General features: G+C 70.0%; 26 protein-coding genes. 13 read left to right on the forward strand and 13 right to left on the reverse strand.

The genetic code is table 11. The features are described 5' to 3' along the window. Nucleotides 1–95: 95 nt before the first annotated feature. The 6 genes from MIAR_RS12850 to MIAR_RS12875 all read left to right on the forward strand — a co-directional run bounded on the left by MIAR_RS12850 (nucleotide 96) and on the right by MIAR_RS12875 (nucleotide 4,978). On the forward strand, nucleotides 96–1,403 hold the full coding sequence (locus tag MIAR_RS12850) for a DUF4032 domain-containing protein (protein WP_285636546.1): 1,308 nt from the start codon (nucleotides 96–98) through the stop codon (nucleotides 1,401–1,403). A gap of 45 nt (nucleotides 1,404–1,448) precedes the next feature. Further along, complete coding sequence (locus tag MIAR_RS12855; RefSeq protein ID WP_285636549.1) at nucleotides 1,449–2,048, forward strand: TetR/AcrR family transcriptional regulator; 600 nt, start codon at nucleotides 1,449–1,451, stop codon at nucleotides 2,046–2,048. Next, on the forward strand, nucleotides 2,045–2,467 hold the full coding sequence (locus MIAR_RS12860) for a hypothetical protein (RefSeq protein WP_285636552.1): 423 nt from the start codon (nucleotides 2,045–2,047) through the stop codon (nucleotides 2,465–2,467). The genes MIAR_RS12855 and MIAR_RS12860 overlap by 4 nt, the downstream gene beginning before the upstream one ends. Before the next feature lie 18 nt (nucleotides 2,468–2,485). Next, nucleotides 2,486–3,322: a helix-turn-helix domain-containing protein gene (locus tag MIAR_RS12865; protein WP_285636555.1), complete on the forward strand. Its 837-nt coding sequence runs from the start codon at nucleotides 2,486–2,488 to the stop codon at nucleotides 3,320–3,322. A gap of 148 nt (nucleotides 3,323–3,470) precedes the next feature. After that, nucleotides 3,471–4,064 (forward strand): dihydrofolate reductase family protein, encoded by a 594-nt coding sequence (locus MIAR_RS12870; protein ID WP_285636558.1) that lies wholly within the window; start codon nucleotides 3,471–3,473, stop codon nucleotides 4,062–4,064. Then, a complete protein-coding gene (locus MIAR_RS12875) occupies nucleotides 4,061–4,978 on the forward strand; it encodes an NAD-dependent epimerase/dehydratase family protein (protein WP_285636561.1) in 918 nt (305 codons plus the stop codon). Before MIAR_RS12870 ends, MIAR_RS12875 begins: the two co-directional genes overlap by 4 nt. A 93-nt stretch (nucleotides 4,979–5,071) precedes the next feature. Here the strand turns inward: MIAR_RS12875 and MIAR_RS12880 are convergent, their stop codons facing one another. The 6 genes from MIAR_RS12880 to MIAR_RS12905 form a co-directional block, all read right to left on the reverse strand. Next, nucleotides 5,072–5,713: an NAD(P)-dependent oxidoreductase gene (locus MIAR_RS12880; protein WP_285636564.1), complete on the reverse strand. Its 642-nt coding sequence runs from the start codon at nucleotides 5,711–5,713 to the stop codon at nucleotides 5,072–5,074. A 57-nt stretch (nucleotides 5,714–5,770) separates the two neighbouring features. Beyond that, nucleotides 5,771–6,772: a 23S rRNA (guanosine(2251)-2'-O)-methyltransferase RlmB gene (rlmB, locus tag MIAR_RS12885; protein WP_285636566.1), complete on the reverse strand. Its 1,002-nt coding sequence runs from the start codon at nucleotides 6,770–6,772 to the stop codon at nucleotides 5,771–5,773. Next, on the reverse strand, nucleotides 6,765–8,174 hold the full coding sequence (gene cysS / locus MIAR_RS12890) for a cysteine--tRNA ligase (RefSeq protein ID WP_285636569.1): 1,410 nt from the start codon (nucleotides 8,172–8,174) through the stop codon (nucleotides 6,765–6,767). The genes rlmB and cysS overlap by 8 nt, the downstream gene beginning before the upstream one ends. 54 nt (nucleotides 8,175–8,228) lie before the next feature. Then, nucleotides 8,229–8,738: a hypothetical protein gene (locus MIAR_RS12895; RefSeq protein ID WP_285636572.1), complete on the reverse strand. Its 510-nt coding sequence runs from the start codon at nucleotides 8,736–8,738 to the stop codon at nucleotides 8,229–8,231. Then, nucleotides 8,735–9,946 (reverse strand): 2-C-methyl-D-erythritol 4-phosphate cytidylyltransferase, encoded by a 1,212-nt coding sequence (gene ispD / locus MIAR_RS12900; RefSeq protein WP_425561602.1) that lies wholly within the window; start codon nucleotides 9,944–9,946, stop codon nucleotides 8,735–8,737. Before ispD ends, MIAR_RS12895 begins: the two co-directional genes overlap by 4 nt. Before the next feature lie 88 nt (nucleotides 9,947–10,034). Continuing rightward, entirely contained in the window at nucleotides 10,035–10,517 is a 483-nt protein-coding gene (locus tag MIAR_RS12905) for a CarD family transcriptional regulator (RefSeq protein WP_285636578.1), read from the reverse strand. Between the two features lie 154 nt (nucleotides 10,518–10,671). Between MIAR_RS12905 and MIAR_RS12910 the strand changes: the two genes are divergently transcribed. Beyond that, complete coding sequence (locus MIAR_RS12910) at nucleotides 10,672–11,214, forward strand: DNA modification methylase (protein WP_285636581.1); 543 nt, start codon at nucleotides 10,672–10,674, stop codon at nucleotides 11,212–11,214. A gap of 66 nt (nucleotides 11,215–11,280) precedes the next feature. Here MIAR_RS12910 and MIAR_RS12915 read toward each other — a convergent pair whose 3' ends face one another. Both MIAR_RS12915 and MIAR_RS12920 read right to left on the reverse strand, forming a co-directional pair. Further along, nucleotides 11,281–11,964, reverse strand: coding sequence for a response regulator transcription factor (locus tag MIAR_RS12915; protein WP_285636584.1), 684 nt, complete (start codon nucleotides 11,962–11,964; stop codon nucleotides 11,281–11,283). Beyond that, entirely contained in the window at nucleotides 11,961–13,202 is a 1,242-nt protein-coding gene (locus MIAR_RS12920) for a sensor histidine kinase (RefSeq protein WP_285636592.1), read from the reverse strand. Before MIAR_RS12920 ends, MIAR_RS12915 begins: the two co-directional genes overlap by 4 nt. Before the next feature lie 185 nt (nucleotides 13,203–13,387). Between MIAR_RS12920 and phoU the strand changes: the two genes are divergently transcribed. Further along, nucleotides 13,388–14,104, forward strand: coding sequence for a phosphate signaling complex protein PhoU (gene phoU / locus MIAR_RS12925; RefSeq protein ID WP_285636595.1), 717 nt, complete (start codon nucleotides 13,388–13,390; stop codon nucleotides 14,102–14,104). 60 nt (nucleotides 14,105–14,164) lie between these two features. Here the strand turns inward: phoU and MIAR_RS12930 are convergent, their stop codons facing one another. Continuing rightward, nucleotides 14,165–14,908: a phosphoglyceromutase gene (locus MIAR_RS12930; protein WP_285636597.1), complete on the reverse strand. Its 744-nt coding sequence runs from the start codon at nucleotides 14,906–14,908 to the stop codon at nucleotides 14,165–14,167. 257 nt (nucleotides 14,909–15,165) lie between these two features. On the opposite strand from MIAR_RS12930, the gene MIAR_RS12935 reads away from it, so the two are divergent. Then, nucleotides 15,166–15,987: a class I SAM-dependent methyltransferase gene (locus MIAR_RS12935; RefSeq protein ID WP_285636600.1), complete on the forward strand. Its 822-nt coding sequence runs from the start codon at nucleotides 15,166–15,168 to the stop codon at nucleotides 15,985–15,987. Between the two features lies 1 nt (nucleotide 15,988). Here MIAR_RS12935 and MIAR_RS12940 read toward each other — a convergent pair whose 3' ends face one another. From MIAR_RS12940 to MIAR_RS12955, 4 genes are all read right to left on the reverse strand, one after another. Continuing rightward, the gene (locus MIAR_RS12940; RefSeq protein WP_285636603.1) at nucleotides 15,989–16,921 is read right to left on the reverse strand and encodes a protein kinase family protein; all 933 of its coding nucleotides are present in this window, start codon (nucleotides 16,919–16,921) and stop codon (nucleotides 15,989–15,991) included. A gap of 109 nt (nucleotides 16,922–17,030) precedes the next feature. Beyond that, a complete protein-coding gene (ygfZ, locus tag MIAR_RS12945; protein ID WP_285636606.1) occupies nucleotides 17,031–18,131 on the reverse strand; it encodes a CAF17-like 4Fe-4S cluster assembly/insertion protein YgfZ in 1,101 nt (366 codons plus the stop codon). Between the two features lie 2 nt (nucleotides 18,132–18,133). Beyond that, nucleotides 18,134–18,742, reverse strand: a complete 609-nt coding sequence (locus MIAR_RS12950) for a heme-binding beta-barrel domain-containing protein (protein ID WP_285636608.1) — start codon at nucleotides 18,740–18,742, stop codon at nucleotides 18,134–18,136. A gap of 233 nt (nucleotides 18,743–18,975) precedes the next feature. Next, nucleotides 18,976–19,269, reverse strand: coding sequence for a hypothetical protein (locus tag MIAR_RS12955; protein ID WP_285636610.1), 294 nt, complete (start codon nucleotides 19,267–19,269; stop codon nucleotides 18,976–18,978). A gap of 72 nt (nucleotides 19,270–19,341) precedes the next feature. Between MIAR_RS12955 and MIAR_RS12960 the strand changes: the two genes are divergently transcribed. From MIAR_RS12960 to pstS, 4 genes are all read left to right on the forward strand, one after another. Beyond that, nucleotides 19,342–20,022: a winged helix-turn-helix transcriptional regulator gene (locus MIAR_RS12960; protein WP_285636613.1), complete on the forward strand. Its 681-nt coding sequence runs from the start codon at nucleotides 19,342–19,344 to the stop codon at nucleotides 20,020–20,022. Between the two features lie 40 nt (nucleotides 20,023–20,062). Continuing rightward, nucleotides 20,063–22,222 carry an RNA degradosome polyphosphate kinase gene (locus tag MIAR_RS12965; protein WP_285636615.1) on the forward strand — a complete coding sequence of 720 codons (2,160 nt, stop codon included), beginning with the start codon at nucleotides 20,063–20,065 and terminating at the stop codon, nucleotides 22,220–22,222. Next, a complete protein-coding gene (locus MIAR_RS12970; protein WP_285636618.1) occupies nucleotides 22,219–23,157 on the forward strand; it encodes an NUDIX hydrolase in 939 nt (312 codons plus the stop codon). The genes MIAR_RS12965 and MIAR_RS12970 overlap by 4 nt, the downstream gene beginning before the upstream one ends. 123 nt (nucleotides 23,158–23,280) lie before the next feature. Then, nucleotides 23,281–24,390: a phosphate ABC transporter substrate-binding protein PstS gene (gene pstS, locus MIAR_RS12975; protein WP_285636620.1), complete on the forward strand. Its 1,110-nt coding sequence runs from the start codon at nucleotides 23,281–23,283 to the stop codon at nucleotides 24,388–24,390. Nucleotides 24,391–24,456 lie beyond the last annotated feature (66 nt).

Here is a 24,456-nt window from a genome sequence, read left to right on the forward strand (position 1 = left end):
GGCGCGGGTCGACCTTCACGGGTCACCCGCGCCGCGGCGTTTCCGGAGCACGACACTCCCCCGGCATCCGCTTCCCCACACCCCGCGGAGGACGCATGAAGAAGCAGTCGCTGCGCATCAACGCCAGTTCGATCGATCCCGGTCTGCTCACACTCCCCTGGAGCACGCCCCTGGGCAAGTGGCCGTCCGAGCACATCGTCTCGCTGCCCAAGGGCCTGTCCCGCCATCTGGTGAGGTTCGCCGACCTGTCCGGCCGCGTGGTCGCCGTCAAGGAGACCACCGAGGAGATGGCGCAGCGCGAGTATGAGATGCTCGGCAGCCTGGCGAAGCTCGACGTGCCCTGCGTGGACCGTGTGGCCGTGATCGCGGGTCGACGCGACAGCGACGGCAGGGATCTGCCCGCCGCGCTGGTGACCTCCCACCTGCGCTTCTCGATGCCCTATCGCGCGCTGTTCACGCAGGTGCTGCGCCCCGACACCGCCGACCGGCTGGTGGACGCGCTGGCGCTGCTGATGGTGCGACTTCACAACGTCGGGTTCTACTGGGGCGACGTGTCGCTGTCGAACGCCCTGTTCCGCCGCGACGCCGGGGCGTTCGCCGCCTACCTGGTGGACGCCGAGACCGGCGAGCTGCACGAGGAGGGCCTCACCGACGGGCAGCGCTCCTACGATCTGGATCTGGCCCGCACGAACATCGCCGGCGAGATCATGGATCTCGCCGCGGGCGGCCGACTCGAGCGCGGCGTGGACGCCCTCGAGATCGCCGACGGCATCGTCTCGTCCTACAGGTCGCTGTGGAACGCGCTCACCGACGAGGAGTCGTTCGGCGTGGACGAGGCATGGCGGATCACGGAGCGCGTGCAGAAGCTGAACGCGCTCGGCTTCGACATCGACGAGATGTCGATGGTCACCACCCCGGACGGCACCGCGGTGCGGATCCAGCCGAAGGTCGTGGACGCCGGGCACCACCAGCGCCGGCTGATCCGCCTGACCGGCCTCGATGTCGAGGAGAACCAGGCCCGCCGGCTCCTGAACGATCTGGACGAATTCCGGGTGCGCTCCAAGAAGGATCTCGGGGATGAGGAGATCTACGCGCACGAATGGCTGACCCGCGTGTTCGAGCCCGTGGTGCGGGCCATCCCCTACGACCTTCGCGCGAAGCTCGAACCCGCCGAGGTGTACCACCAGGTGCTCGAGCACCGCTGGTACCTGTCCCAGGCGCAGGGCCGATCCGTGCCGCTCGCCGAGGTGCTCACGAGCTACATCAACGACGTGCTGCGGCATCGCCGCGACGAGGCCACGATCATGGGCCCGCCGACCGAGACGATGAGCCTGCCCGTGATCACCGGATCGGTCGAGGTCTCCGACGACACCGCGGCGATCGACTGGCGCGACCTGGTCTGACCGAGACCCCTTGCGCAAATTACTCACGCGAGTAATATTTTCGGTGTGACACCGGAGACCAGGACCTACGCCCGCACCGAGGGGCGCCGTCGTCAGATCGTCTCGGCGACGATTCAGGCCCTCGCCGAGGGCGGCTACGCCGCGATGACCTTCTCGCGCATCCGCGAGGTGGGGCGCCTCAGCAGCACCCGGCTCATCTCGTACCACTTCGACACCAAGGACAGGCTGGCGGAGGCGGTGGTGATGCAGGTGGTGTCGGATGCTGCCGAGATCATGCGACCGGCCATGGACACCGCATCGGATTTCCGCGCCAAGCTGTCGGCGTACATCCGCTCCAACCTCGAGTATCTGTCCGGCCATCCGGCCGAGGCGATCGCCGTCACCGAGATCGTCCGCGGGAGCGGCCGCCCGCGTTCTGGCGACGACGTCTCCGTGATGCTCCTCTCCGTCCTCCTCTCGCAGGGCCAGCACGCCGGGGAGTTCGGCGAGTTCGATGCGGAGGTCATGGCGCGCAGCATCCGGGCCACCATCGACGAGTTCGCCTACCGGCGCACCCTCTCCCCCCGCGACGACGCCGCGGAGATCGCCGAGATCGTCGCCATCTACGATCGCGCCACCGCGCGTGCGGAAGGGAACCAGCCATGACCACCGACCGTCTCCTCGATGCGGGTGCCGTCCGCGACCTCGACCACGTCAAGCGGCTCTGGGCCGCCGCGGGGATCGTCTCCTTCCTCGGGCTCGCCGTCACCGCGGTGCTGGCCTTCACCGACCCGGGCGACGTGAACTGGGTGATGTGGCTGCGCGGGATCGCGGTGACCGTCGCGTGCTTCGCGTTCATCCTCGTGACGACCGCGGTGCGGCGCGGCAGTCGTCGCGCCTACACGCGGATGCGGCTGGTGGCGACGATCGCACCGATCGGCGTCGCACTGCTCATCGTCGCCCCCGACTCGGGATATCCCGGCTGGATGAAGGTGGAGCAGGCGGTCCTCGCGATACCCGTGATCGTGATCGCGGTGCTCCTCTGGCGCCGCCGGATGCGTCAGGCCCTGCGGCCGACGCGCTGAGACGACGGAGACCCGCCCGTGTCCTCCGCCTCCTACCTGGAGCGCCTCCCGATCCCGGCGCTGCGCGGTGTCGCCCGCACGGCCTGGATCCAGGACACCGGGGATGCCGCGTACCAGCAGCGGCATCTGCCCACCGGCGGGGTCGAGCTCCACGTGCCGGTCGGCGGCGATCCGATCCTGCTCGGCGCGCTCACCCGGCCCCAGGTGGAGCTGATACCCGCGCACACCACCGTGCTCGGCGTGCGCTTCCTCGCCGGCTCACCGCTCCCCCTGCCGGTAGCCCTCGATGAGCTCGTCGACGCCCGCGTGCTCCTGCGCGACCTCTGGGGATCGCCTGCGGACGCCCTCGCGGAGGCGGTCGCTCTCGCATCCACCAGCGCAGCCGCACTCGGTGTCCTGCAGGAACGGCTCGCGGACGAGTTCCGGCACGCCGAGCACCCGGACCCGCTCGTGCGCGAGGCCGCGGCACTGCTCATGCCGTGGCGGCCGGTCGACGTGCGCTCCACGGCCGATCGGCTCGCGCTCTCCGAGAGCCAACTGCGTCGCCGGTGCCTTCGCGTCGTCGGCCTGAGCCCGAAGGTGCTGCAGCGCACTCTGCGATTCCAGGGGTTCCTCGCGCTCGCCCAGGCGGGCCCGGCGGGTCGGCTCCCCCACGGGACCCGGAGCATCGCCGGCCTCGCCGCCGTCGCAGGATACGCCGACCAGGCGCATCTGAGCCGCGAATGCGTGCGACTGACCGGTGTGACTCCGGCACAGCTGCTGCACGGCGGCACCGGCGGCTGCGCCTGCGGACACGACCACTCCGCGTCGTACCTCCCCTTCCTGCAGGTGCGACCGGTCGGGACGAACCACTGAGTCGCGGTGGGACCGCTCGTGCACGATTCGTTCAATCCGCGGCGCCGAGAGGGACCGTAGATTCGGGCCGAGCGGCACTCGCGGCGCGGCATGGACCGAGCATCCGACGGACAGACGTGCCGAACAGAGATCGAGCAGAGGGAAGCACATGAGCAGAGTCATCACCGCACTGTCCGTCTCCGCCGACGGGTTCATCACGGGTCGTGATCCTCGCCCGGGACACGGGCTCGGCGACGGCGGCGTCCTCTTCGACTGGTACACCAGCGGTGACGTGGCGAGCGGACTGTTCCCCGGCTTCACCCTGACCGCTGCCAGCGCTCCCTTCTTCGACGCGGTCGGCGGCCGGGTCGGCGCCAGCCTGGCCGGGCACACGACCTATTCGGACTCCGAGGACTTCGCAGGTGGCGCACCGCATCCCACCGCGCCGCTCGTCGTGCTGAGTCACCACGACCTCGCCCCCGCCTCGGAGCGTCAGCACATCGTCACCACCGGACTGGCCGATGCTGTAAGCCTCGCGAAGCGTCTCGCAGGAGACAAGGACGTGGCGCTCATGGGCGGCGTCATCACCACGGAGGCGCTGAAGGCGGGCCTGGTGGACGAGCTGGTGCTCCACGTGGTTCCGGTGCTGCTGGGCTCCGGGCGGCGCTACTTCCACGAGCTTCCCGAGCACATCGGCCTGGACATCGTCGAGGTCGTGCCCGCCCCCGATGTCACCCACATCCACTACGAGGTCCGCCGATGATCCTCGTCACCGGCGGTCTGGGGGCGATCGGGGCGCACACCGCGCTGGCCCTGGTCGAGTCCGGCGCGGACGTCGTCGTGACCAGTCATCACAGGACGGACGTTCCGTCCTTCCTGGCAGGCCGCGTGACCGTCGAGGTCCTCGACGTCACCGACCGCGAGGCCTTCCTTGCGCTCGGGCACCGGCACTCCATCACCGACATCGTGCATCTGGCGGGAAGCATCCCGGGAGCCGACACCGTGGACTTCTTCCGGCACGACCTGACGGGACTGCTCAATGCTCTGGACGCGGCCCTGGCCTGGAACGTGCGCAGATTCGCCGTCGCCAGCAGCATCGGCGTCTACATCGGACAGGAGGAGAGGCCGTGGCACGAGGAACTCGCCCTCCCCGCCGTCGAGGTGCCGCTGTCGATCATCGCCTTCAAGAAGGCGGTGGAGCCGATCGTCACCGATGCCCTGCACGGCAGCGGCATCCAGCCGGTGATCCTGCGGATCGGCAGCACCTGGGGCCCGCTGATGGATCCCGAGACCCCGTTCAGCGCCGTCCCGCCGATCGTGGGCGCCGTGCAGCGCGGGGAGGAGCCCGCACCCCTGGACGCCGACGGCGGCGGCGACTTCGGGTACGCCCCCGACGTGGGCCGCGCGATCGCCCTGCTGATGACGACGGAGACGCTCGACCACACCATCTACAACGTCTCGAGCGGATCGACGTTCACGAACCGCGAGCTCGCCGATGCGATCGCTCACGCGCTGCCCGGTTCGCGTCCGCGCCTGACCGGAGGCGGGGACGGCACCCCGCAGCATCCGTATCTCGACATCTCGCGGCTGAGCACGACCACGGGCTTCGTCCCGGAGTTCGACGTCGGGAAGGCCGTGGCCCACTATGTCGCGTGGCGGCGGGAGAACCCGCGGTGACTCTCGCCGCATGTCACGCGGAGCGCCTCGGCCTCGGCTGATCGACGACGATCACGGCCGCCGGAGGGACCGCGCCCCTCCGGCGGCTCGAGGTCAGTAGCCGACCGTGAAGCGCTCGCGGCGGTGCTTCGGGTTCTCGATCTCGTCGAAGAACGCGACCGCGAAGTCGGCGCCCGAGATGGTCGAGTTGCCGTCGGCGTCACGCACGATCACGTCGCCGCCGTCGCGGTAGTCGCCCGTGCGAACGCCCTCGGCCCACGGGCCGAAGACCTCCGCCGGGTGCACGAAGAACCAGTCCACGCCCTGACCGGACTCCTGCAGCAGCTCGAGCGAGTCGATGCCGACCTGCGCCTCGTGCTTGTACTCCTCCGGGAAGCCCTGATCGAACAGCCGCGGGCCGCCGGGTGCGACCAGGCTGCCGCCCGCGCCGCCGACGACGCCGAGGCGGGTCGACGTGCCGTTCAGCTTCGCGATCAGCGCGCTCAGCGCGTCGATCGCCTTGTCCGCCATGTCGCCGCGGGGCGAGATCGTCGAGATCACGGCATCCGCACCGTCGAGCACGTCACCGAGGCCGGCGACGTCGAGTGCCGAACCCTGCACGTAGGTCGCACCCTCGATCGGGTCGGAGGGCGCCTTGCGGGCGACAGCGACCACGTCGTGGCCCCGGCTCACCCCCTCACGGACGAAGTGCGCTCCGGCGTAGCCGGTTCCTCCGATGACGACGATACGAGCCATGTGCGTTCCTTCCGCTGACGAATGAGTCCGTCAGGGTCAAGGCGCCGGCCTCCCGTGCTATTCCCGTCCGCCGCGAACCGTCGACACCTGGTACAGCGCGACGGATGCCGCGATGCCGGCGTTGAGAGATTCGGTGGCCGCCGAGATCGGGATCGACACGATCTGATCGCAGGTCTCGGCGACGAGCCGCGAGAGGCCCTTCCCCTCGGACCCGATCACGATCACCACGGGACGGTCGGCCAGCTCGAGCTGCGGGAGCATGACGTCGCCGTCGCCGTCCATGCCCAGCACGAACACGCCCTGCTTCTTGAACTCCTTCAGCATGGAGGTCAGGTTCGACGCCAGCGCGACGGGCAGGCGGGCTGCAGCCCCGGCGCTCGTCTTCCAGGCGGCGGAGTTGACGCTCGCCGAGCGGCGCTGCGGCAGGATGACGCCGTGCCCGCCGAAGGCAGCCGTGGAGCGGATGATGGCTCCCAGGTTGCGGGGGTCGGTGATGCCGTCGAGCGCCACGAACAGCGGCGTCTGGCCGCGGTCGATGACCTGCTCCAGCAGATCCTGAGGGTGCGCGTATTCGTACGGCGGCACCTTGAGCGCCACGCCCTGGTGCACGCCGTCGAAGCCGGCCATCCGGTCGAGCTCCTGCCGGGTCACCTCGAGCACCGGGATCTCGCGGTGCCGCGTGATCGCCAGCATCTCCTTCACGCGGTCGTCCATCTCCACGCGCTGGGCGATGTAGAACGCCGTGGCGGGGATCTTGGTGCGCAGTGCCTCGAGCACCGAGTTGCGCCCGGTGACGGTCTCGGTGTCGTCTGCGGGCTTCGACCCGCGCGACTGACGGTTCAGATTGGGCTGCGGCTTCTGGCCCGGCTTGCCCTTGCCGCCGGCCGCGGCGTAGCGCTCCGCGGCGGCCTTGCGCTTGCCGGCGACGTGCCAGCTGCGGTCCTCCGCCTTGGGCGTGGGTCCGCGGCCCTCCAGGGCTTTGCGGCCCAGACCGCCGGTGCCCTTGGAGGCGCCCTTCTTCTTGCTGTTGCCCGCTCCGGGGCGGCCAGGCTTAGCCATCGATACTCCAATGTGTTCCGTCCGGAGTGTCCTCCAGAGTGATTCCTGCCGCGCCGATCGCATCGCGGATGCGATCGGCCGCGGCCCAGTCCTTGTCGGCGCGCGCCTGCGCACGCTGCGCGATCATCGTCTGCACGAGCGTGTCCAGAGCGGATCCCGCAGCATCCGAGCCCCCTGTCCCCCGCTCGCTCGACAGAGGGTCGATGCCCAGAACGTGGGTCATCGCCTTCACAGCCTGGAGCGCAGTGCGCACTCCCTCGGCATCGCCCTTGTCCAGCGCCGCGTTGCCGGAGCGCACGGTCTCGTGCAGGACGGCCAGCGCCTGCGGCACGCCCAGATCGTCGTCCATCGCGGCACTGAACGCCTGCGGGAGCGACTGCTGCGCCATCCAGCCGACGCCGCCGGTGACCCGGGCGGCGCGCTCGATGAACCCGCGGATGCGTCCGAGCGCCGCCTCGGCCTCGGACAGAGTCGACTCCGTGAGGTCCAGGCTCGACCGGTAGTGCGCGGCCGCGAGGGCGTAGCGCGCCACGATCGGATCGACGCCGTCGAGGAAGTCCTTCGCGAGCGTGAAGTTGCCGAGCGACTTCGACATCTTCTGCCCGCCCACGGTCACCAGGCCGTTGTGCACCCAGTAGCGCGCGAAGCCGTCGCCGGCTGCGGTGGACTGCGCGAGCTCGTTCTCGTGGTGCGGGAAGCGCAGGTCGAGGCCGCCGCCGTGGATGTCGAACTCGGCGCCCAGATAGCGCTTCGACATGGCGGAGCACTCGATGTGCCACCCCGGGCGCCCGGCTCCCCAGGGCGAGGCCCACACGGCATCCGCCTGCTCCTCGGGCTTCGCACCCTTCCAGAGGGCGAAGTCCTGAGGGTTGCGCTTGCCGCGCGGGTCGGCGTCGGCCGCGGCCTCCATCGCGTCGACGGACTGCCGCGTGAGCTCGCCGTATGCCGGCCAGGAGCGCACGTCGAAGTAGACGTCGCCGGAGCCGTCGGCGGCGGGATAGGCGTGGCCGCGCTCGATGAGCGCGGCGATCAGGTCGTGCATCTGCGGGATGAAGCCCGTGGCACGCGGCTCGTAGGTCGGCGGAAGGATGCCGACGGCGGCATACGCCTCGGTGAACTCCTTCTCCATCCGGTAGGCGAGCGCCCACCAGGGCTCGGCCTCGGTGGCGTTCGCCAGGATCTTGTCATCGATGTCGGTGACGTTGCGCACGAAGGTCACGCGCCCGAAGCGGAGCTCGAGCCAGCGGCGCAGGATGTCGAAGCTCAGCGCCGCGCGGACATGCCCGATGTGGGGCCCCGACTGGACGGTCGGCCCGCACACGTACATCGTCACGTTCGAGGAGTCGAGCGGAACGAAGTCGCGCAGTTCCTGCGCGCGGGTGTCGTAGAGGCGGATCGTCACCGCACAAGACTACCGGGGCCGTGGTCCACGCACCTGGGCGTTGCGGGATTTCGCTCAGCGACCCCGCAGCGCGTAGGTGACGACGTTCACCCTGCCCCGGAAGGCCGTGGTCCGTCCGGCTTCGGCATATCTGTCGTCTCCGTCGATGAACGCGAGCACGGCCGCGTGATCCTGCATCCGGGGGTGGAGGTCCTGCAGCACGCCGCCGTCCTCGGCCCGGAGCCGGATGCTGCCGACGCGAGGCTCGTTCACCGTGTATCCGACGATGTCCCTGCGTCGCAGATGCTTCTCGCTTCGGCCGATCCTCACGTTCAGCGTCTCGGCGTCCTGGCGCAGCCGCACCTTCTGCGTCGCCAGTGCTCCGAGGGCGATCAGCGGCACGAAGACGAGCGCCCCGACGATCATGCCCGTGGCCTTCGCTCCCGCGCCGGCGGCAGTGCCGTTCACGATCTCGGCCAGCGCATCGAAGTTCACGATCATGGCCGTCAGCACGACGACGAGGTACACGAACCCGAACACCAGGATCAGTGTGCGCCGGGGCTGGCGGAAGGTGAGCTCGTTCATCCGGTGGCCCCTCGGGGCAGCACCAGCGCGACGGCGGTGACCGAGATGCCCTCGCCACGGCCGGGGAAGCCGAGGCCGTCGGTGGTCGTCGCGGACACCGAGACGGATGCTCCGCCCAGGGCCTGCGAGAGCGCGGCCTCCGCCTCGGCTCGACGGGCGCTGAAGCGCGGGCGGTTGCCCTGGAACTGCACCGAGACGTTGCCGATCGCGAACCCCGCCTCCTCGAGCATCCGCGCGGTGCGCGCCAGGAAGACGTCGGCGTGCGCACCCGCGTACTCCGGATGCGCGGTGCCGAAGTGCTCGCCGATGTCACCGAGTCCGGCGGCGCCCAGCAGTGCATCGACCATGGCGTGCGCGACCGCGTCGCCGTCGGAGTGCCCGGACAGCGGCTGCTCATCGGGCCATTCCAGGCCCGCGAGCCAGAGGTTCCCCTCGCCGCCGAACGCGTGCACATCCGTGCCCACGCCGATGCGCGGCCCCTGCGGGAGCGGGAACCCGGGCTGCGCCGGATGCAGCAGCATCCGCGCACGCTCCAGGTCGGCGGGTGTGGTGATCTTGAACGCGCGCTCGTCGCCGGCGATGCGGCGCACCGCGCCGCCCGCCGCGGCGAACAGGGCCGCGTCGTCGGTGTGCTCCTCCCCCGTCTCGAGTGCCCGGGCGTATGCGGCCTCGAGCGGCCCTCGCGGGAATCCCTGCGGCGTCTGCGCCGCGGCCAGGACCGACCGGTCGACGGCCTCGACCACGGCGTCCCCTTCGACGCGCTTCAGGGTGTCGATCACCGCGAGGGCGGGGATCACGCCGGCATCCGCGGTCACGGCGGCCGCGACCGCATCGATCTGCGCGGAGGGCGTCAGGGCGCGGGCGGCGTCGTGCACGAGCACGACCTCGATCCCGTCCCCGAGGGCGGCAAGGCCTGCCGTCACCGACTGCTGCCGTGTCTCGCCGCCGACGACGACCGTGGCCCGCCAGTCGTGCTCGCTGTTGAGATCCTCGAGCTCGTCCGCCGCTGCCTGCTCGTGCCCGGGTGGCGCGACGAGGATCACGTGCATCGGCTGCGCGGCGAACACGCCCTCGAGCGCGTGCCTCAGCACGGTGCGACCGTCGATGTCGACGAGCGCCTTCGGCACGCCGGCGCCGAGGCGCGTGCCGGAACCGGCGGCGACGATGATGATCGCCGTCGTGGGGGCCGAGTACGGAGTCACGCTCACACGCTACCGCGCGGCCGCCGGCGTCCGAGAACACGAGGAGGGCGGATGCCGCAGCATCCGCCCTCCTCGTGGAATCAGTCGATCGCGCTCAGGACGCGAGCACCTCGTCGAGCAGGCCGCCGGCCTTGTCCTCGTCGATCTTCTCGGCGAGAGCCAGCTCCGAGACGAGGATCTGACGGGCCTTGGCCAGCATCCGCTTCTCACCTGCGGACAGGCCGCGGTCCTGGTCACGGCGCCACAGGTCGCGGACGACCTCACTCACCTTGATGACGTCGCCCGACGCGAGCTTCTCGAGGTTCGCCTTGTAGCGACGCGACCAGTTGGTCGGCTCCTCAGTGAACGGCGCGCGCAGCACCTCGAAGACGTGGTCCAGACCCTCCTGGCCGATCACGTCGCGGACGCCGACCAGGTCGACGTTCTCAGCGGGCACCTCGATGATGAGATCCCCCTGCGTGACGTTCAGCTTCAGGTACTTCTTCGTCTCCCCCTTGATCACCCGGTCCTTGACCTCGATGATCGTCGCAGCCCCGTGGTGCGGATAGACGACGGTTTCGCCAACCTCAAAAAGCATAAAAACGTGTCCTTTCGGCAATCTCCAGGATACCACAGCCGTTATGTACTAAGGTTCGCGCCGGTGGACGTCGTCCGGCGTTCGGCCGGTCCCGGAGAACGGGCGCGAACCCACTAGACTGAGGCAGGACACCCGTCGCATCTCAGGAGGATCCGTGAACTCGCGCTCTGCTGCGTCCCTCGCTCCGCGCCTCATCGCCGCCGCCGCGCTCGGCGTGACGATCGCACTCGGCGCCACCGGCTGCACGTTCATGACCCCGCAGAACACGGTGGACATCAAGAACATCTCGGACGGTGTGGACGTCTCGTCGACCGGCGGCCCGGTCGTCGTGCGCAACGCCCTCATCGTCGCCGACGAGGACGGCTCCGCCGGGAACCTCGTGGCCGTGCTGGTCAACGACAGCGAAGAGAGCGCCACCCTCACGATCGACGTGGACGGCAAGCAGCAGGAGGTGCGCGTGCCGGCCGGCGAGCACGTGAGCCTGGGCGCCGACGAGGACCCGTTGCTCTTCGAGAACCTGGATGTGAAGCCGGGCGCCACCGTCGAGGTGCTGTTCCGCTCCGGCGACGACGACGCCGAGCCCACCCAGGTGCCCGTGCTCGACGGCACCCTCCCCTACCTCAAGGATCTCGTCCCCTCGCCGAAGCCGACGGTCGAGCCCGCGACCCCGACGCCGACGGGAACGCCCGCGTCCTGACATCCGTCTGCATGCAGAAGAGGCCGGTCCCCGCAGGGACCGGCCTCTTCTGCATTTCCTGCCCGCTCAGGCCTCGAAACGGTACCCGAGACCTCGCACGGTGACCAGCATCACCGGGTCGCTCGGGTTCTGCTCGATGCGGGAGCGGATGCGCTTGATGTGCACGTCCAGCGTCTTGGTGTCGCCGAAGTAGTCACTGCCCCACACCCGGTCGATCAGCTGACCACGGGTGAGCACGCGGCCGGCGTTGCGCATCAGCACCTCGAGCAGCTCGAACTCCTTCAGCGGCATGTTGATCTCGGTGCCGTCGACGGCGACCGTGTGCCGGTCGATGTCCAGGGTGACGCGGCCGCCGTCCAGCACGCGCTCGTCGATCTCCGTCTCCGCCTGCGCCACCCGGCGCAGCACCGCGCGCATGCGCGCCAGCAGCTCGCGCGACGAGTAGGGCTTGGTGATGTAGTCGTCGGCGCCGAGCTCGAGCCCCACCACGATGTCGACCTCGGAGTCCTTCGCGGTGAGCATGATGATCGGTACGCCCGAGGCCTGGCGCACCTGCCGGCACACCTCGGTGCCCGGCATGCCGGGGAGCATCAGGTCGAGCAGGATGATGTCGGCGCCGCGTGCGCGGAACGCCTCCAGCGCGCCGGGTCCGTCCTCGCTGATCTCCACCTCGTAACCCTCGCGGCGCAGCAGGTACGCGAGGGGGTCGGCGAGGTCGGGCTCATCCTCGACGAGCAGGATCCGGGTCATGCGTTCTCTCCGTTCCGGGCGGCGCCGATCGAACCGTGATCAGTGCGGGCGCGCTTGGCGGTCTTCTTCTTGTGCTTCTTCTTGGACTTCTTCGAGGCGCCTGCCCCGTCGGCTCCCGGCGCATCGATGCGCGGCAGCCGCATGGTGAAGGTCGATCCCTTGCCCGCGCGCGACCAGACGCGCACCTCGCCGCCGTGGCGCTGGGTCGCGTGCTTGACGATCGACAGGCCGAGCCCCGTTCCGCCCGTCCGGCGGGAGCGCGCGTCGTCGGCGCGGTAGAAGCGCTCGAAGATGCGCTCCCGATCCGCTTCCGAGATGCCGATGCCCTGATCGGTCACCGCGATCTCGACGAGGTCGCCGTCGACCCGGATGCCGATCCCGACGCGCGACCCGTGGGGCGAGTACTGGATGGCGTTGGCGAGCAGGTTCCCGACGGCTTCGACGAGCACCTGCGCATCGCCGCGCACCCAGGCGCCGTGGTCGCCGCCGCGGGTCAGCTCGACCCCGGCGGAGTCGGCCTGCACCGCGTGCGCCTCGATCGAGGCGTGCACGACCTCATCGATGGAGACGGGCTCCACCTGGGCGAGGCTCTCGGCCGCCTGCAGCCGCGACAGGCTCATGATCCGGCCGGTGAGCTGGCCGAGACGACCTGCCTCGGCCATGATGCGCGAGGCGAAGATGCGCACCTGATCGGGGTCGTCGGCGGCGGATTCGATGGCTTCGGCGAGAAGACTGACCGAGGCGACCGGCGTCTTCAGCTCATGGCTGGTGTTGGAGACGAAGTCGGTGCGCATCTGATCCAGGCGCTCCCGCTCGGTGACGTCGCGCACGATCAGCAGGGTCAGACGCGGACCGACAACGCTCGCCCGCGCGGACACCAGGCGCGGGTCCAGCACGTTCCCGGCGGTGATCCGCAGCGTCTCGGTGCCGCTGATGCCCGAGCTGCGCACATCCCGCACCAGCCGTCGCAGCTCGCCGTTCTCCAGCACAGCTCCGGGCCGGATGTCGAAGCGCGCCGCCGCGCGGGAGGTCGCGACGACCAGTCCGGACGGATCCAGCACGCATGCGGCGTCGTCCATTCCCGCGAGCACCTCGGTGATCCCCGCCGGGATCGACTGCGACGTGTCCTGGATCGCCTGCATCCGCATGCGGTACGCCCAGGTCACCAGCAGCACGACACCGGCGCCGATGACGATGCCGATGACGAGCGCGAACAGCGCGAGCTGGGGCGAGGGCATGGTTCCAGAGTAGGGGCAGCACCCCCGTCCTTCCGCCGTTCAGACCGCCGTCACGGGCCGGGCGAGGCAGTGTTCGCGATCACGACACCATTCGTTAACCTTCGATGGGGATGATCGACCCGGTTCGCGTGTGCGCGTGCCCGCTCGGCATCCGTGCCGACCCCACGACGAAAGGTTGCGCCAACATGCGCGAAGTCTTCCACCAGTCCCTCGAGGAGCTCCAGTCCCGGCTGGCCGAGATCGCCGATCTCGTCACGGTGGCCATCGAGAAGGCCACCACCGCCTTCGCCGAGAGCGACGTCGCGCTGGCCGAGGAGGTCATCGCCGACGACGCGAAGATCGATGACCTCGCCGTCGCACTCGACGAGCAGGCCATCGAGATCCTCGCCCGCCAGCAGCCGGTCGCCCGCGACCTGCGCATCGTCATCACGGCGCTGCGCGTCAGCGCATCGCTGGAGCGCATGGGCGACATGGCCGAGCACATCGCGCAGCTCGCCCGGCTGCGCTTCCCGGAGCGCGCGATCCCGAAGGGCCTGAAGGGCACGTTCCGCCGCATGGGCGAGCTGGACGTCGAGATCTCCCGCACCCTCGCGGAGCTGCTCCGCACGCAGGACCTGCGCTTCGCGGATGCCATCCGCAACGCCGACGACGACGTGGACGAGCTGCACGCCAGCGTGTTCGAGAAGGTGCTCAGCGACAACTGGAAGGGCGAGGCGACCGCCACCGTCGACGCCACGCTCGCCAGCCGCTACCACGAGCGCTTCGCCGACCACGCCGTCGCCGTCGCGAAGAAGGTCGTGTACCTCGCCACCGGCGACTGGGCCGTGGACGAGCAGGACATCGCCCTGGCCGCTGAGGCGCAGTCCTCGGCATCCGACGCTCCGGAGTCCCCGGCGAACTGACCATCGAGACCGAAGAAGGGCGGATGCTGCATCAGCATCCGCCCTTCTTCGTCTGTCGCGTTACTTCTTGCCCTGCGCGGCGACCGCAGCGGCACCGGCGGCGGCGGCCTCGGGGTCGAGGTAGCGGCCGGGGCCGGTCGGGACGTTGTCGTCGTCGAGCTCGTACACCAGCGGGATGCCGGTGGGGATGTTCAGCTCGGCGATGTCATCGTCGCTGATGCCCTCCAGGTGCTTGACCAGACCGCGCAGCGAGTTGCCGTGGGCGGTGACCAGCACGGTCTTGCCCGCCTCGAGGTCGGGGACGATCGCGGACTCCCAGTACGGCAGCAGGCGGTCGATGACGAGCTTGAGCGACTCGGTGCGCGGGACCTCGCCGTCGATGCCGACGTAGCGCGGATCGTTCACCTGGCTGAACTCGCTGGCATCGTCGAGCAGGGGCGGCGGCACGTCGAACGAGCGGCGCCACAGCATGAACTGCTCCTGGCCGAACTCCTCCAGCGTCTGGGCCTTGTCCTTGCCCTGCAGGGCGCCGTAGTGACGCTCGTTCAGGCGCCACGAGCGGGTCACCGGGATCCACAGCCGATCGGCGGCATCCAGCGCGATGTTCGCGGTCTGGATCGCGCGGCTCAGCACCGAGGTGTGCAGCACGTCGGGCAGGATGCCGGACTCCGCGAGCAGTTCGCCGCCGCGGCGTGCCTCGGTCTTGCCCTGCTCGGTGAGGCGGACGTCGACCCAGCCCGTGAAGAGGTTGAGCTGGTTCCATTCGCTCTGGCCGTGACGCAGAAGAATCAGAGTGCGGGTCATGGGATCCAGACTATCTTTTCGGATGCCGTGGGATGAGGTCCGTGACTTTGGATGGCGGGCGCAGCGACCTTGGATCACGGGCGCAGCGGCGTTCCCTTCGCTCGCAGAGCGGGTGCCCCTCCCGCTGCGCGGGTCCCTCCCCGATGCTCGCTCCGGGAACGTCGCTGCGCCCTCACGTGCACGAGCGTGAACCCTGGCGTGGGGAGGGGGCCGAGCGACCTGGATGGGGGTGTGGTGGGGTAAGGGAGAATGAGGGTATGAGCGGACCTGTCGGACAGCCCACGCGGGGGACGACGGGGACGAACCGGCTGCGGCGGAACGACCGCTGGATCGCGGCGTCCGCGGCGTTCCGGAAGGCGGCGGACCCGCTGGTCATCGACCTGGGATACGGCGCCAGCGGCGTGACGGCGTTCGAGCTCGCCCAGCGGCTGCAGCAGCACAGAGCGGATGCCGAGGTCATCGGCCTCGAACTCGACCCGGAGCGCGTGGCGACGGCCCGCTCGCAGCTGCAGAACGTGCGCGCGGGTCGGACCTCATTCGCCTCAGACCTGCCGGTGTCCTTCGAGCGGGGCGGCTTCGAAGTGCCTCTGCCCGGCGGCCGGCGCCCGGCCGTGATCCGAGCGATGAACGTGCTGCGCCAGTACGACGAGGCGGACGTCGCCGATGCGTGGCGGCTCGTCGCCTCCCGCCTCGCCCCGGACGGAATGCTGTTCGAGGGGACCTGCGATGAGGTGGGGAGGATCGCGAGCTGGGTCGACGTGGCATCCGACGGTGCGCCCGTGCGATTCACGATCTCGCTGCGGCTCGCGGATCTCGAGCGCCCCGGGATCGTCGCCGAGCGCCTGCCGAAGGCGCTCATCCATCGCAACGTGCCCGGCGAGCGGGTCCATGACCTGCTCACCGCACTCGACCGGGAGTGGGACCGCGCCGCTCCCCTGTCGACCTTCGGACCGGTGCAGAGGTGGCTGGCCGCCGTGACTGCTCTCCGGGCTCAGGACATCCCGGTGCAGGGCACCAAGTCGCGCTGGCGCCTCGGCGAGCTGACCGTCCCCTGGTCCACCGTCGCCCCCGCCTCCTGACTCAGGCCCACCGCTGCTGAAGCCATTCCATCCCGGCAAGAGCCTCGCGGTACTGGAAGTCGCGCAGCGTGGGCATGCCGGGCGGAGCGGGCAGCTGAGCCTTCACGAAGAAGCGCCCGGTGACGGCCGCCAGCGCGGAGTCCACGTCGGCCGGCGCCACGCCGTCGAACAGCGGATGCTGCGCCAGCACCTTCTCGACGTCGACGGCCTCTCCACGCAGTCTCACATCGAGCAGGTAGAACAGCCCGTCGATCCAGCGCGCACCGACCGACGCCCACGGCCAGTCGATGATCCAGGCCGTGCCCTCGGCATCCATCAGCACGTTGTCAGCCCGGCCGTCGAAGTGCTGGAGATGATCACCCGCCACGACCTCGAGAACACGCTCCGCCGCCGCGCGGAGTCGTCCGCGGTTGTCGGCGGCCCAGGCCGGCAGCTCCACGTCCTCCGCCTCGATGACCCGCCAGCTGTCCTGCTCCTCGACGAACTCGTCTACCGCCGACGGCAGCGTCGAGAGCGACTCGCCCTCGAGCCTCGGGAACGTCGCGAAGGCGTCCAACACGGCGATCACGTCCGACCCGTCCCCCTCCCCGCCGGGATGGCGCCCCTCGATGTCGGCGAGCACGAGGACCGCCCACTCCTCTGTGACCAGCGAACCGAGCAGAGCCGGCGCGCTCACCGTGCCGGGCAGCAGGCGCATGACCTCGATCTCCCGCTGGTGCAGTTCGTACGCGCCCTCGTTGCGGTCACGATGCACGGTCTTCACGAACGCCCGGCGCCCGCTCGCGGCGACGACACGGTCCGCGCTTCCCGGCGAGAATCCCTCGGCCTGGCTGACAGCCTCGACCACCGGTGCGTCCAGCACCCTCTCGACCTCGCGCACGACCTCGTCGGGGAGGTCGCTCCACAGCATCCGCGTCTTCAGCTCACCCGTCATCCGTCGACCCTATCCGCCGTCTCGCCCATCTCTCGATCCGAGTGCACCGCTTCCTGACGACTGCGCCCCGTATCGACGTCGGGAGTCGGTGCGGTCGACGACAACCGGTTCAGTCGGCCCGGGCGTTGCGGGGGTCCTCGCCGACCGGGCGGCGGGAGAGGCGCGTCAGACGGGGCACGTCCGCGGTCGCACCGGCGTCCGCAGGGACGATGACCTGCTGCGCGGCCGCGATGTCGACGCCCTCGGACCGCACCACGAGGTCTCCGACGGGTGCCCGGCGGGACAGGATCGCCAGGGCGATCGGGCCCTCCTCGTAGTGCAGCACAGCCGAGGTGATGTGCCCGACCTCGTCATCGCCGGCGAGCACGACGTCGCCGGGCGCGGGCAGCACGACGTCACTGCCGTCCAGGTGCAGGGCGGCGAGACGACGCGGCGGATGCCCGAGGTTGTGCACCTTCGCGACCGTCTCCTGGCCGCGGTAGCAGCCCTTGTTCAGGTGCACCGCGCTGCGGATCCAGTCCGACTCGTGCGGGATCGTGCGCTCGTCGACCTCGTGCGACCAGCGCGGACGCCAGGCGGCGACGCGCAGCGCCTCGGCGGCGAGCGCGCCTGCGAAGGGCCCGGTCAGAGCGGATGCGTCGTCGACCACGGCCACGCTCCAGGCGTAATCGGCGGCCGGATGCCCGTCCACGAGCGCGTACTGGTGGCCTCCGGGCTGCACCTCGCGCCACGGATCACGCCAGACCAGCGGGACACCGTGCGGAGCGGATGCCGTGATCCGGCCCTCGGCGCCGCCTCCGGCGAAGAAGCCGACCAGGGCGGCATCCGCGTGCACCGTGACCGTGACCCGAGAACGGAACACCATGCGCTTCAACCACGTCGCGAGCTGCTCGGCATCGCCGGCATCCGCGATCAGCCATACCGAGGCGCCGTCCTCGAGCACGCCGGCCGCGTGCTCGACACGACCCTGCGGGTCCAGGATCAGCAGTTCCGTGCTCGCACCGGGACGGAGGCGCGCCAATGACTGGGATGTGAACGAGTCCAGCCAGCTGAGCCGATCCTCCCCTGCCACCTCGATCAGCACGCGATCCGTCAGCGGTGCGAGCGCCTCGCCGTGCGCGAGCTGCCGCTGCTCGATGATCGGGTTGCCGAAGTGCGTGATCAGGTCACCGTCGCGCACAGCGCCGGGGAGCGCGTCGAAAGCGGACATGCTCAGACCTTCGCGAGACGCGCGGACGCGTGCGACTTCAGCTGCTCGCCGAGAGCGGTGATGTCCCAGGCCCACAGCAGGTGACCGTCGACCAGGCCGTACATGCGGCTCGCCGCCGTGTACTCCTTGGTCGCAGCCCCCGCGGGGCGCACCACGGCATCCGTGGAGATGTCGATCCGGGGACCGGCGATACGGCCCAGGTACAGCTCGAGCGTGCCGTCGGAGTGCGCGACCGACACCTCGATCGGGAACCCGTCGGCGCTGCGCAGCTGCTCGACATCGTCGACGGTGCGCTCCGGACCCGCAACAGCCGGGGGCAGCAGAGCCGGACCGGGATCGGCATCGGTGCGCGGCCGTGCCAGACGCCAGAAGCCAGTCTCGGCGAGCAGCTGCACGGGCTCGTCCTGGCCCTCGAGGCCGAGGAAGGATGCCATCGCCGCGTAGTTCAGGAACGGACCGCCGTCATGGCTGAAACTGACGCGGTGCGAGAACTCGCCCTGGAAGCGCGTCTCGCCCGCGGTGTACTCGATGACACCGGTGCCCTCCCAGACGCCCAGCAGCCACGAGAGCGGCGCGAGGTCGGCGGGAAGATCCGTGGGCAGATCGATCACGACGGACGTCTGATCAGCGCTGGCCGCGGAACAGGTTGACGAGCACGACGCCGGCGACGAAGGCGATCGCAAGGCTCGCCAGTCCCAGCAGACCGAGGAAGAAGAATTCGAGCGCGACGGGATCCATGCGGATCAGTCTAGTCGACCCGCACTGCCGGGGCAGTCAGCACGCCAGCCCAGTTCCGCGCGACCCCGGCCCGCGCGCTGCGCCCGCACCTAGTCGACCCGTGGCGTCAGAGGGCGGCGGCGAGCGCGGCCAGGCCGAACACGGCCGACACCAGCCCCATCACGACGAGCGCGCCGACGACGCTGCCCGCGACCCGCACGATGAATCCCTGCGCGCGCCCGTAGGCGAGCTGCACGGCGAACGCCACCAGCACCATGGCGCCGAATGCGATCAGGAGCCAGGTCACACGGGCCTGCTCGGGAAGCACGACGCCCAGGACGATCGCCGTCACCAGCGACGCGATCCACACGGCGACGACGCCGTGGAAGGCGTTGCGCGGGGCGAGAGCCGGTTCGGACATGCGGCCATCGTACTCATCCGCGGCTGTGACATGACTGCGGACCCGCGCCGCGACGGCAAGTATGCTCAACGCGTGGCCCTGCTGCTCGTGCTCAGCACCTCCGCCGACGCGGAGTCGCTTCTGCCCGCGCTCGGACTGTTGTCGCACGGCATCCGCCGGCACCCCCTCGACACGGGCCACCTGCTCACGCTGCCCGACGCCGACGCGATCCTCGTGGACGCCAGGTCCGACCTCGTCGCGGCCCGCACCGCCTGCCGGTTCCTGCGCACCGCCACCGTGGAGCTGCCCGTGCTGCTCGTGGTGACCGAGGGCGGCCTCAGCGCCGTCGCCGCCGACTGGGGCTTCGACGATGTCGTGCTGCACGACGCCGGTCCCGCCGAGATCGACGCGCGCCTGCGCCTCGCCCTCTCCCGCGCCGCCGCGGACGACGAACCCACCCGGATCCAGGCGTCCGGCATCACGATCGACGAGCAGTCCTACTCCGCCCGGCTGCACGGCCGACCGCTGGATCTCACCTACAAGGAGTTCCAGCTGCTGCACTTCCTCGCCACCCACCCGTCCCGCGTCTTCACGCGCGAGCAGCTGCTCAGCGACGTGTGGGGGTACGACTACTTCGGGGGCACGCGCACGGTCGACGTGCACGTGCGACGGCTGCGCGCCAAGCTCGGCGAGGCCGAGCAGATCATCGGCACGGTGCGCAACGTGGGGTACCGATTCAACCTGAACGACGAGGATCACCGGGCGGACGACTGAGTTCACCCACACGTCACCGGCGGATGCGAGGATGTACCCCATGATCGAACCCGTAGTTGTGGATGCCGGCCTGGGCGATGCCGAGGACGACGATTTCGATGCGCACGAGGCGCCCGACGCCGTGCTGCCCGATCATCGCTACCACGACCGCGAACTGAGCTGGCTGGCGTTCAATCAGCGCGTGCTGGAGCTGGCGGAGGACCCGGCGCTGCCGGAGCTGGAGCGGGCCAACTTCCTGGCGATCTTCGCCAGCAACCTGGACGAGTTCTTCATGGTGCGCGTCGCGGGGCTCAAACGCCGCATCCTCACCGGGCTCGCGGTGCCGACCAACGTCGGCCGTGCGCCGACCGACGTGCTCTCCGACATCTCCGCCGAGGCGCACGCCCTGCAGCTGCGCCACGCCGACGTGTGGACCGAACAGGTCAAGCCGGCATTGGCGGATGCCGGTATCGAGATCACCGAGTGGGGGGATCTGACGGATGCCGAGCGGGGCGCGCTCGGAGAGTACTTCCAGGCCCAGGTGTTCCCGGTGCTCATGCCCCTGGCCGTCGACCCGGCGCACCCGTTCCCCTACATCTCCGGACTGTCGCTGAACCTCGCCATCCGCATCCGCAACGCCCGCACCGGGCGCCAGGACTTCGCGCGCCTGAAGGTGCCGCCGATGCTCCCCCGGTTCGTGGAGGTGCCGGGTGCTGGCGAGATCCTGCGGTTCATCCGCCTTGAGGAGCTGATCGCCAACCATCTGGACGATCTCTTCCCCGGCATGGAGGTGCTGGATCACCACGCGTTCCGCCTCACCAGGAACGAGGACGTGGAGATCGAGGAGGACGAGTCCGAGAACCTCATCCAGGCCCTCGAGGCCGAGCTGCTGCGCCGTCGGTTCGGCCCGCCGATCCGCCTCGAGATCACCGACGACATGGACGACGTGACGCTCGAGCTGCTGATCAAGGAGCTCGACATCACCGACCAGGAGGTCTACCGCCTCCCCGGCCCGCTCGACCTGCGCGGCCTGTTCGATCTGGCCCGCATCGATCGGCCCGACCTGCGCTACCCGCCCCACCTGCCCACCACGGCGGTCGCGTTCCAACCCGGCGACAGCAACGAGCGCCCTGACATCTTCAAGGCGATCGGCCGCGCCGACGTGCTGGTGCACCACCCGTACGAGTCGTTCGCGACCAGCGTGCAGGCGTTCCTGGAGCAGGCGGCCCGTGACCCGCAGGTGCTGGCCATCAAGCAGACGCTGTACCGCACCTCGGGCGACAGCCCGATCGTGCAGGCGCTGATCGATGCCGCAGAGGCCGGCAAGCAGGTGCTGGCGCTGGTGGAGGTGAAGGCGCGCTTCGACGAGGCGAACAACATCGTCTGGGCACGCAAGCTCGAGAAGGCCGGCGTGCACGTCGTGTACGGCCTGGTGGGCCTGAAGACGCACTGCAAGCTGGCGCTGGTGATCCGCGAGGAGGACGGCGTGCTGCGCCACTACTCGCACGTCGGCACGGGCAACTACAACCCGAAGACCAGCCGCATCTACGAGGACTTCGGGCTGTTCACCGCCGATCCGCAGATCGGCAAGGACCTCACGAGGCTCTTCAACGAGCTGAGCGGCTACGCGATCGAGAAGAAGTTCAAGCGCCTGCTCGTCGCGCCCCTGCACCTGCGCAAGGGCCTGCTGCGGCTCATCGACCGCGAGCGCCGCAACGCCGAGGAGGGCAAGCCGGCGCGCGTGCGCATCAAGGTCAACTCGATGGTCGACGAGCAGATCATCGACGCCCTGTACCGCGCGAGCATCGCCGGCGTGAAGGTCGAGGTGTGGGTGCGCGGCATCTGCAGCCTGCGGGCGGACCTGCCCGGTGTCAGCGACAACATCACGGTGCGCAGCATCCTGGGCCGCTACCTGGAGCACTCCCGCATCTTCGCCTTCGACAACGACGGCGACCCGATCGTGTACATCGGCAGCGCCGACATGATGCACCGCAACCTCGACCGCCGCGTCGAGGCACTGGTCCGGCTGTCGTCTCCCGAGCACACCCAGGAGCTGCACGACCTGTTCGATCTGGCGATGGACGACGGCACGAACTCCTGGCATCTGGAGGACGGCGCCTGGACCCGGGCGGTCGGAGACGAGGACGCCCCGCTCGTCGATCTGCAGGACCGCACGATGCTCGCCGTGCAGAGCCGCCGCCGCAAGCGAACGGTCCGATGACGGACACCGCGGTCTTCGCGGCCGGCGCGGTGGTGTGGCGCCTGGTCGAGGACAAGCTGCGCATCCTGCTGATCCACCGCACCAAGTACCGCGACGTCACGCTGCCCAAGGGCAAGGTCGACCCCGGAGAGATGCTGGCTCAGACTGCCGTGCGCGAGGTGCGCGAGGAGACCGGCATCAAAGTCACCCTCGGCGTGCCGGTCGGCGTCAGCCGGTACTGGATGCGGCCGAAGCGCCAGAAGGTCGTGCACTACTGGGCGGCGGAGGCGACGGACGAAGCCATCCGGGCCTCCAGTTTCGTGCCCAACGGCGAGATCTCCGGAGTCGAGTGGGTGAGCCTGAAGAAGGCGCGTTCGCGCCTCAGCTACCCGGTCGACGTGGAGATCCTCGACAACTTCGCACGGCTCGTGGACGACGGCGTGCTGCACACCTTCCCGCTGATCGCACTGCGGCACGCGAAGGCCGTGGGCCGCGACGGCTGGGAAGGAGCGGATGCCGAGCGCCCGCTCACCGATCGCGGCCAGCGCCAGGCGGCCGCCATCGTCGCCCCGCTGCGCGCCTTCGGCGTGCGGCGCATCGTCTCCAGCGACGCACTGCGCTGCCGCCAGACGGTCGCGCCGTTGGAGAAGAAGCTCGGGCGCACGGCGCGGGTCACCGCGAAGATCAGCCAGGATGCCTGGGAGAACGGCACCGAGGACATCCGGGCGGTCGTGGGCCGTCGGGTCCGGGCCCGCAAGGCCGCCGTGCTCTGCAGCCACGGCCCGGTGCTCCCCGGCATCCTCTCCGAGCTGGCTCTGGCGACCGGGACCATGCACGGGTCATACGTCGACAGCGCCAGCAGCCTGGGGATGGCGGGCTTCTCGGTCGTGCACCTCTCCGCCACCAACCCGGGCTCCGGGATCATCTCGATCGAGACGCACGAACCCAAGATCTGACTCCCGCCGCGATCCGTTCACCTTCCGTTCACCCGACGGGGAGAGTCTCGTTAACCGGTCCTCCTAACGTCACTGTGTGCCCTGCACCGGGCCGCACACATCTCCCGATCGAACGGATCCACAGTGAAGATCTCCCGTATCGCCCGCATCACCGCCATCGGCGCGGTCGCCGCCCTCGCCCTCGCCGGCTGTGCCGCGAACGAGAACAGCACCCCCGCCGGCTCCGAGAAGCCGTCCTCCGGCCCGGCGCTGAGCGGCAACCTCGTCGGCGGCGGCGCCACCTCCCAGGAGGTCGCGATCGCAGCCTGGACCAAGGCCTTCCAGACCGCCAACGGCGACGTCACCGTCGACTACGACCCGCAGGGCTCCGGCGCGGGCCGCGACTCCTTCGCCGCGGGCGCCTACAACTTCGCCGGCTCCGACCGCGCGTTCAAGACCGACGAGCTCTCCTCGATGGAGTTCAAGGGCTGCGAGGCCGACTCCCCGATCGTCGAGATCCCGGCGTACATCTCGCCGATCGCCGTGATCTTCAACCTCGACGGCATCGACAAGCTGAACCTCGACGCCGACACCCTCGCGGGCATCTTCGCCGGCACCATCACCAAGTGGAACGACGAGAAGATCGCCGCCACCAACCCCGACGTCACGCTGCCCGACCTGGCCATCAACGCGGTGCACCGCGCGGACAAGTCCGGCACCACCGGCAACTTCACCGACTACCTGTCGGCCGCCGCAGGCTCCGTCTGGACCCACGGCTCGGTCGAGGAGTGGCCGATCCAGTCCGGCGAGGCCGCACAGGGCACCTCGGGCGTCGTCCAGGCCGTCGAGGGCGGCAAGGGCACCATCGGCTACGCCGACGCCTCGCGCGCCGGCAAGCTCGGCACCGTCTCGGTGAAGGTCGGCGACAAGTTCGTGCCGTACTCCCCCGAGGCCGCTGCCGCCATCGTCGACCACTCGCCGCTGGAGGAGCGCTCGGGCAAGGCCGACCTGGCCGTCAAGCTCGACCGCACCAGCACCGAGGCCGGCGTCTACCCCGTCGTCCTGGTCAGCTACCTGATCGGCTGCGAGAAGTACGCCGACCCGGCCAAGGCCGCACTGGTGAAGGGCTTCTTCACCGAGGCGATCAGCGCCGAGGGCCAGAAGGCCGCGGCTGAGGCCGCAGGCTCCGCCCCGATCTCGGACACGATCCGTACCAAGGCACAGGCCGCGATCGACCTGATCGTCACCAAGTGACCTTCGGACGGCGGGTCGACGGCGCACAGCGTCGTCGACCCGCCGTCTGCTCCACATCCCGCATCC

The organism is Microbacterium arabinogalactanolyticum, assembly GCF_030268005.1.
GTDB lineage: Bacteria > Actinomycetota > Actinomycetes > Actinomycetales > Microbacteriaceae > Microbacterium > Microbacterium arabinogalactanolyticum.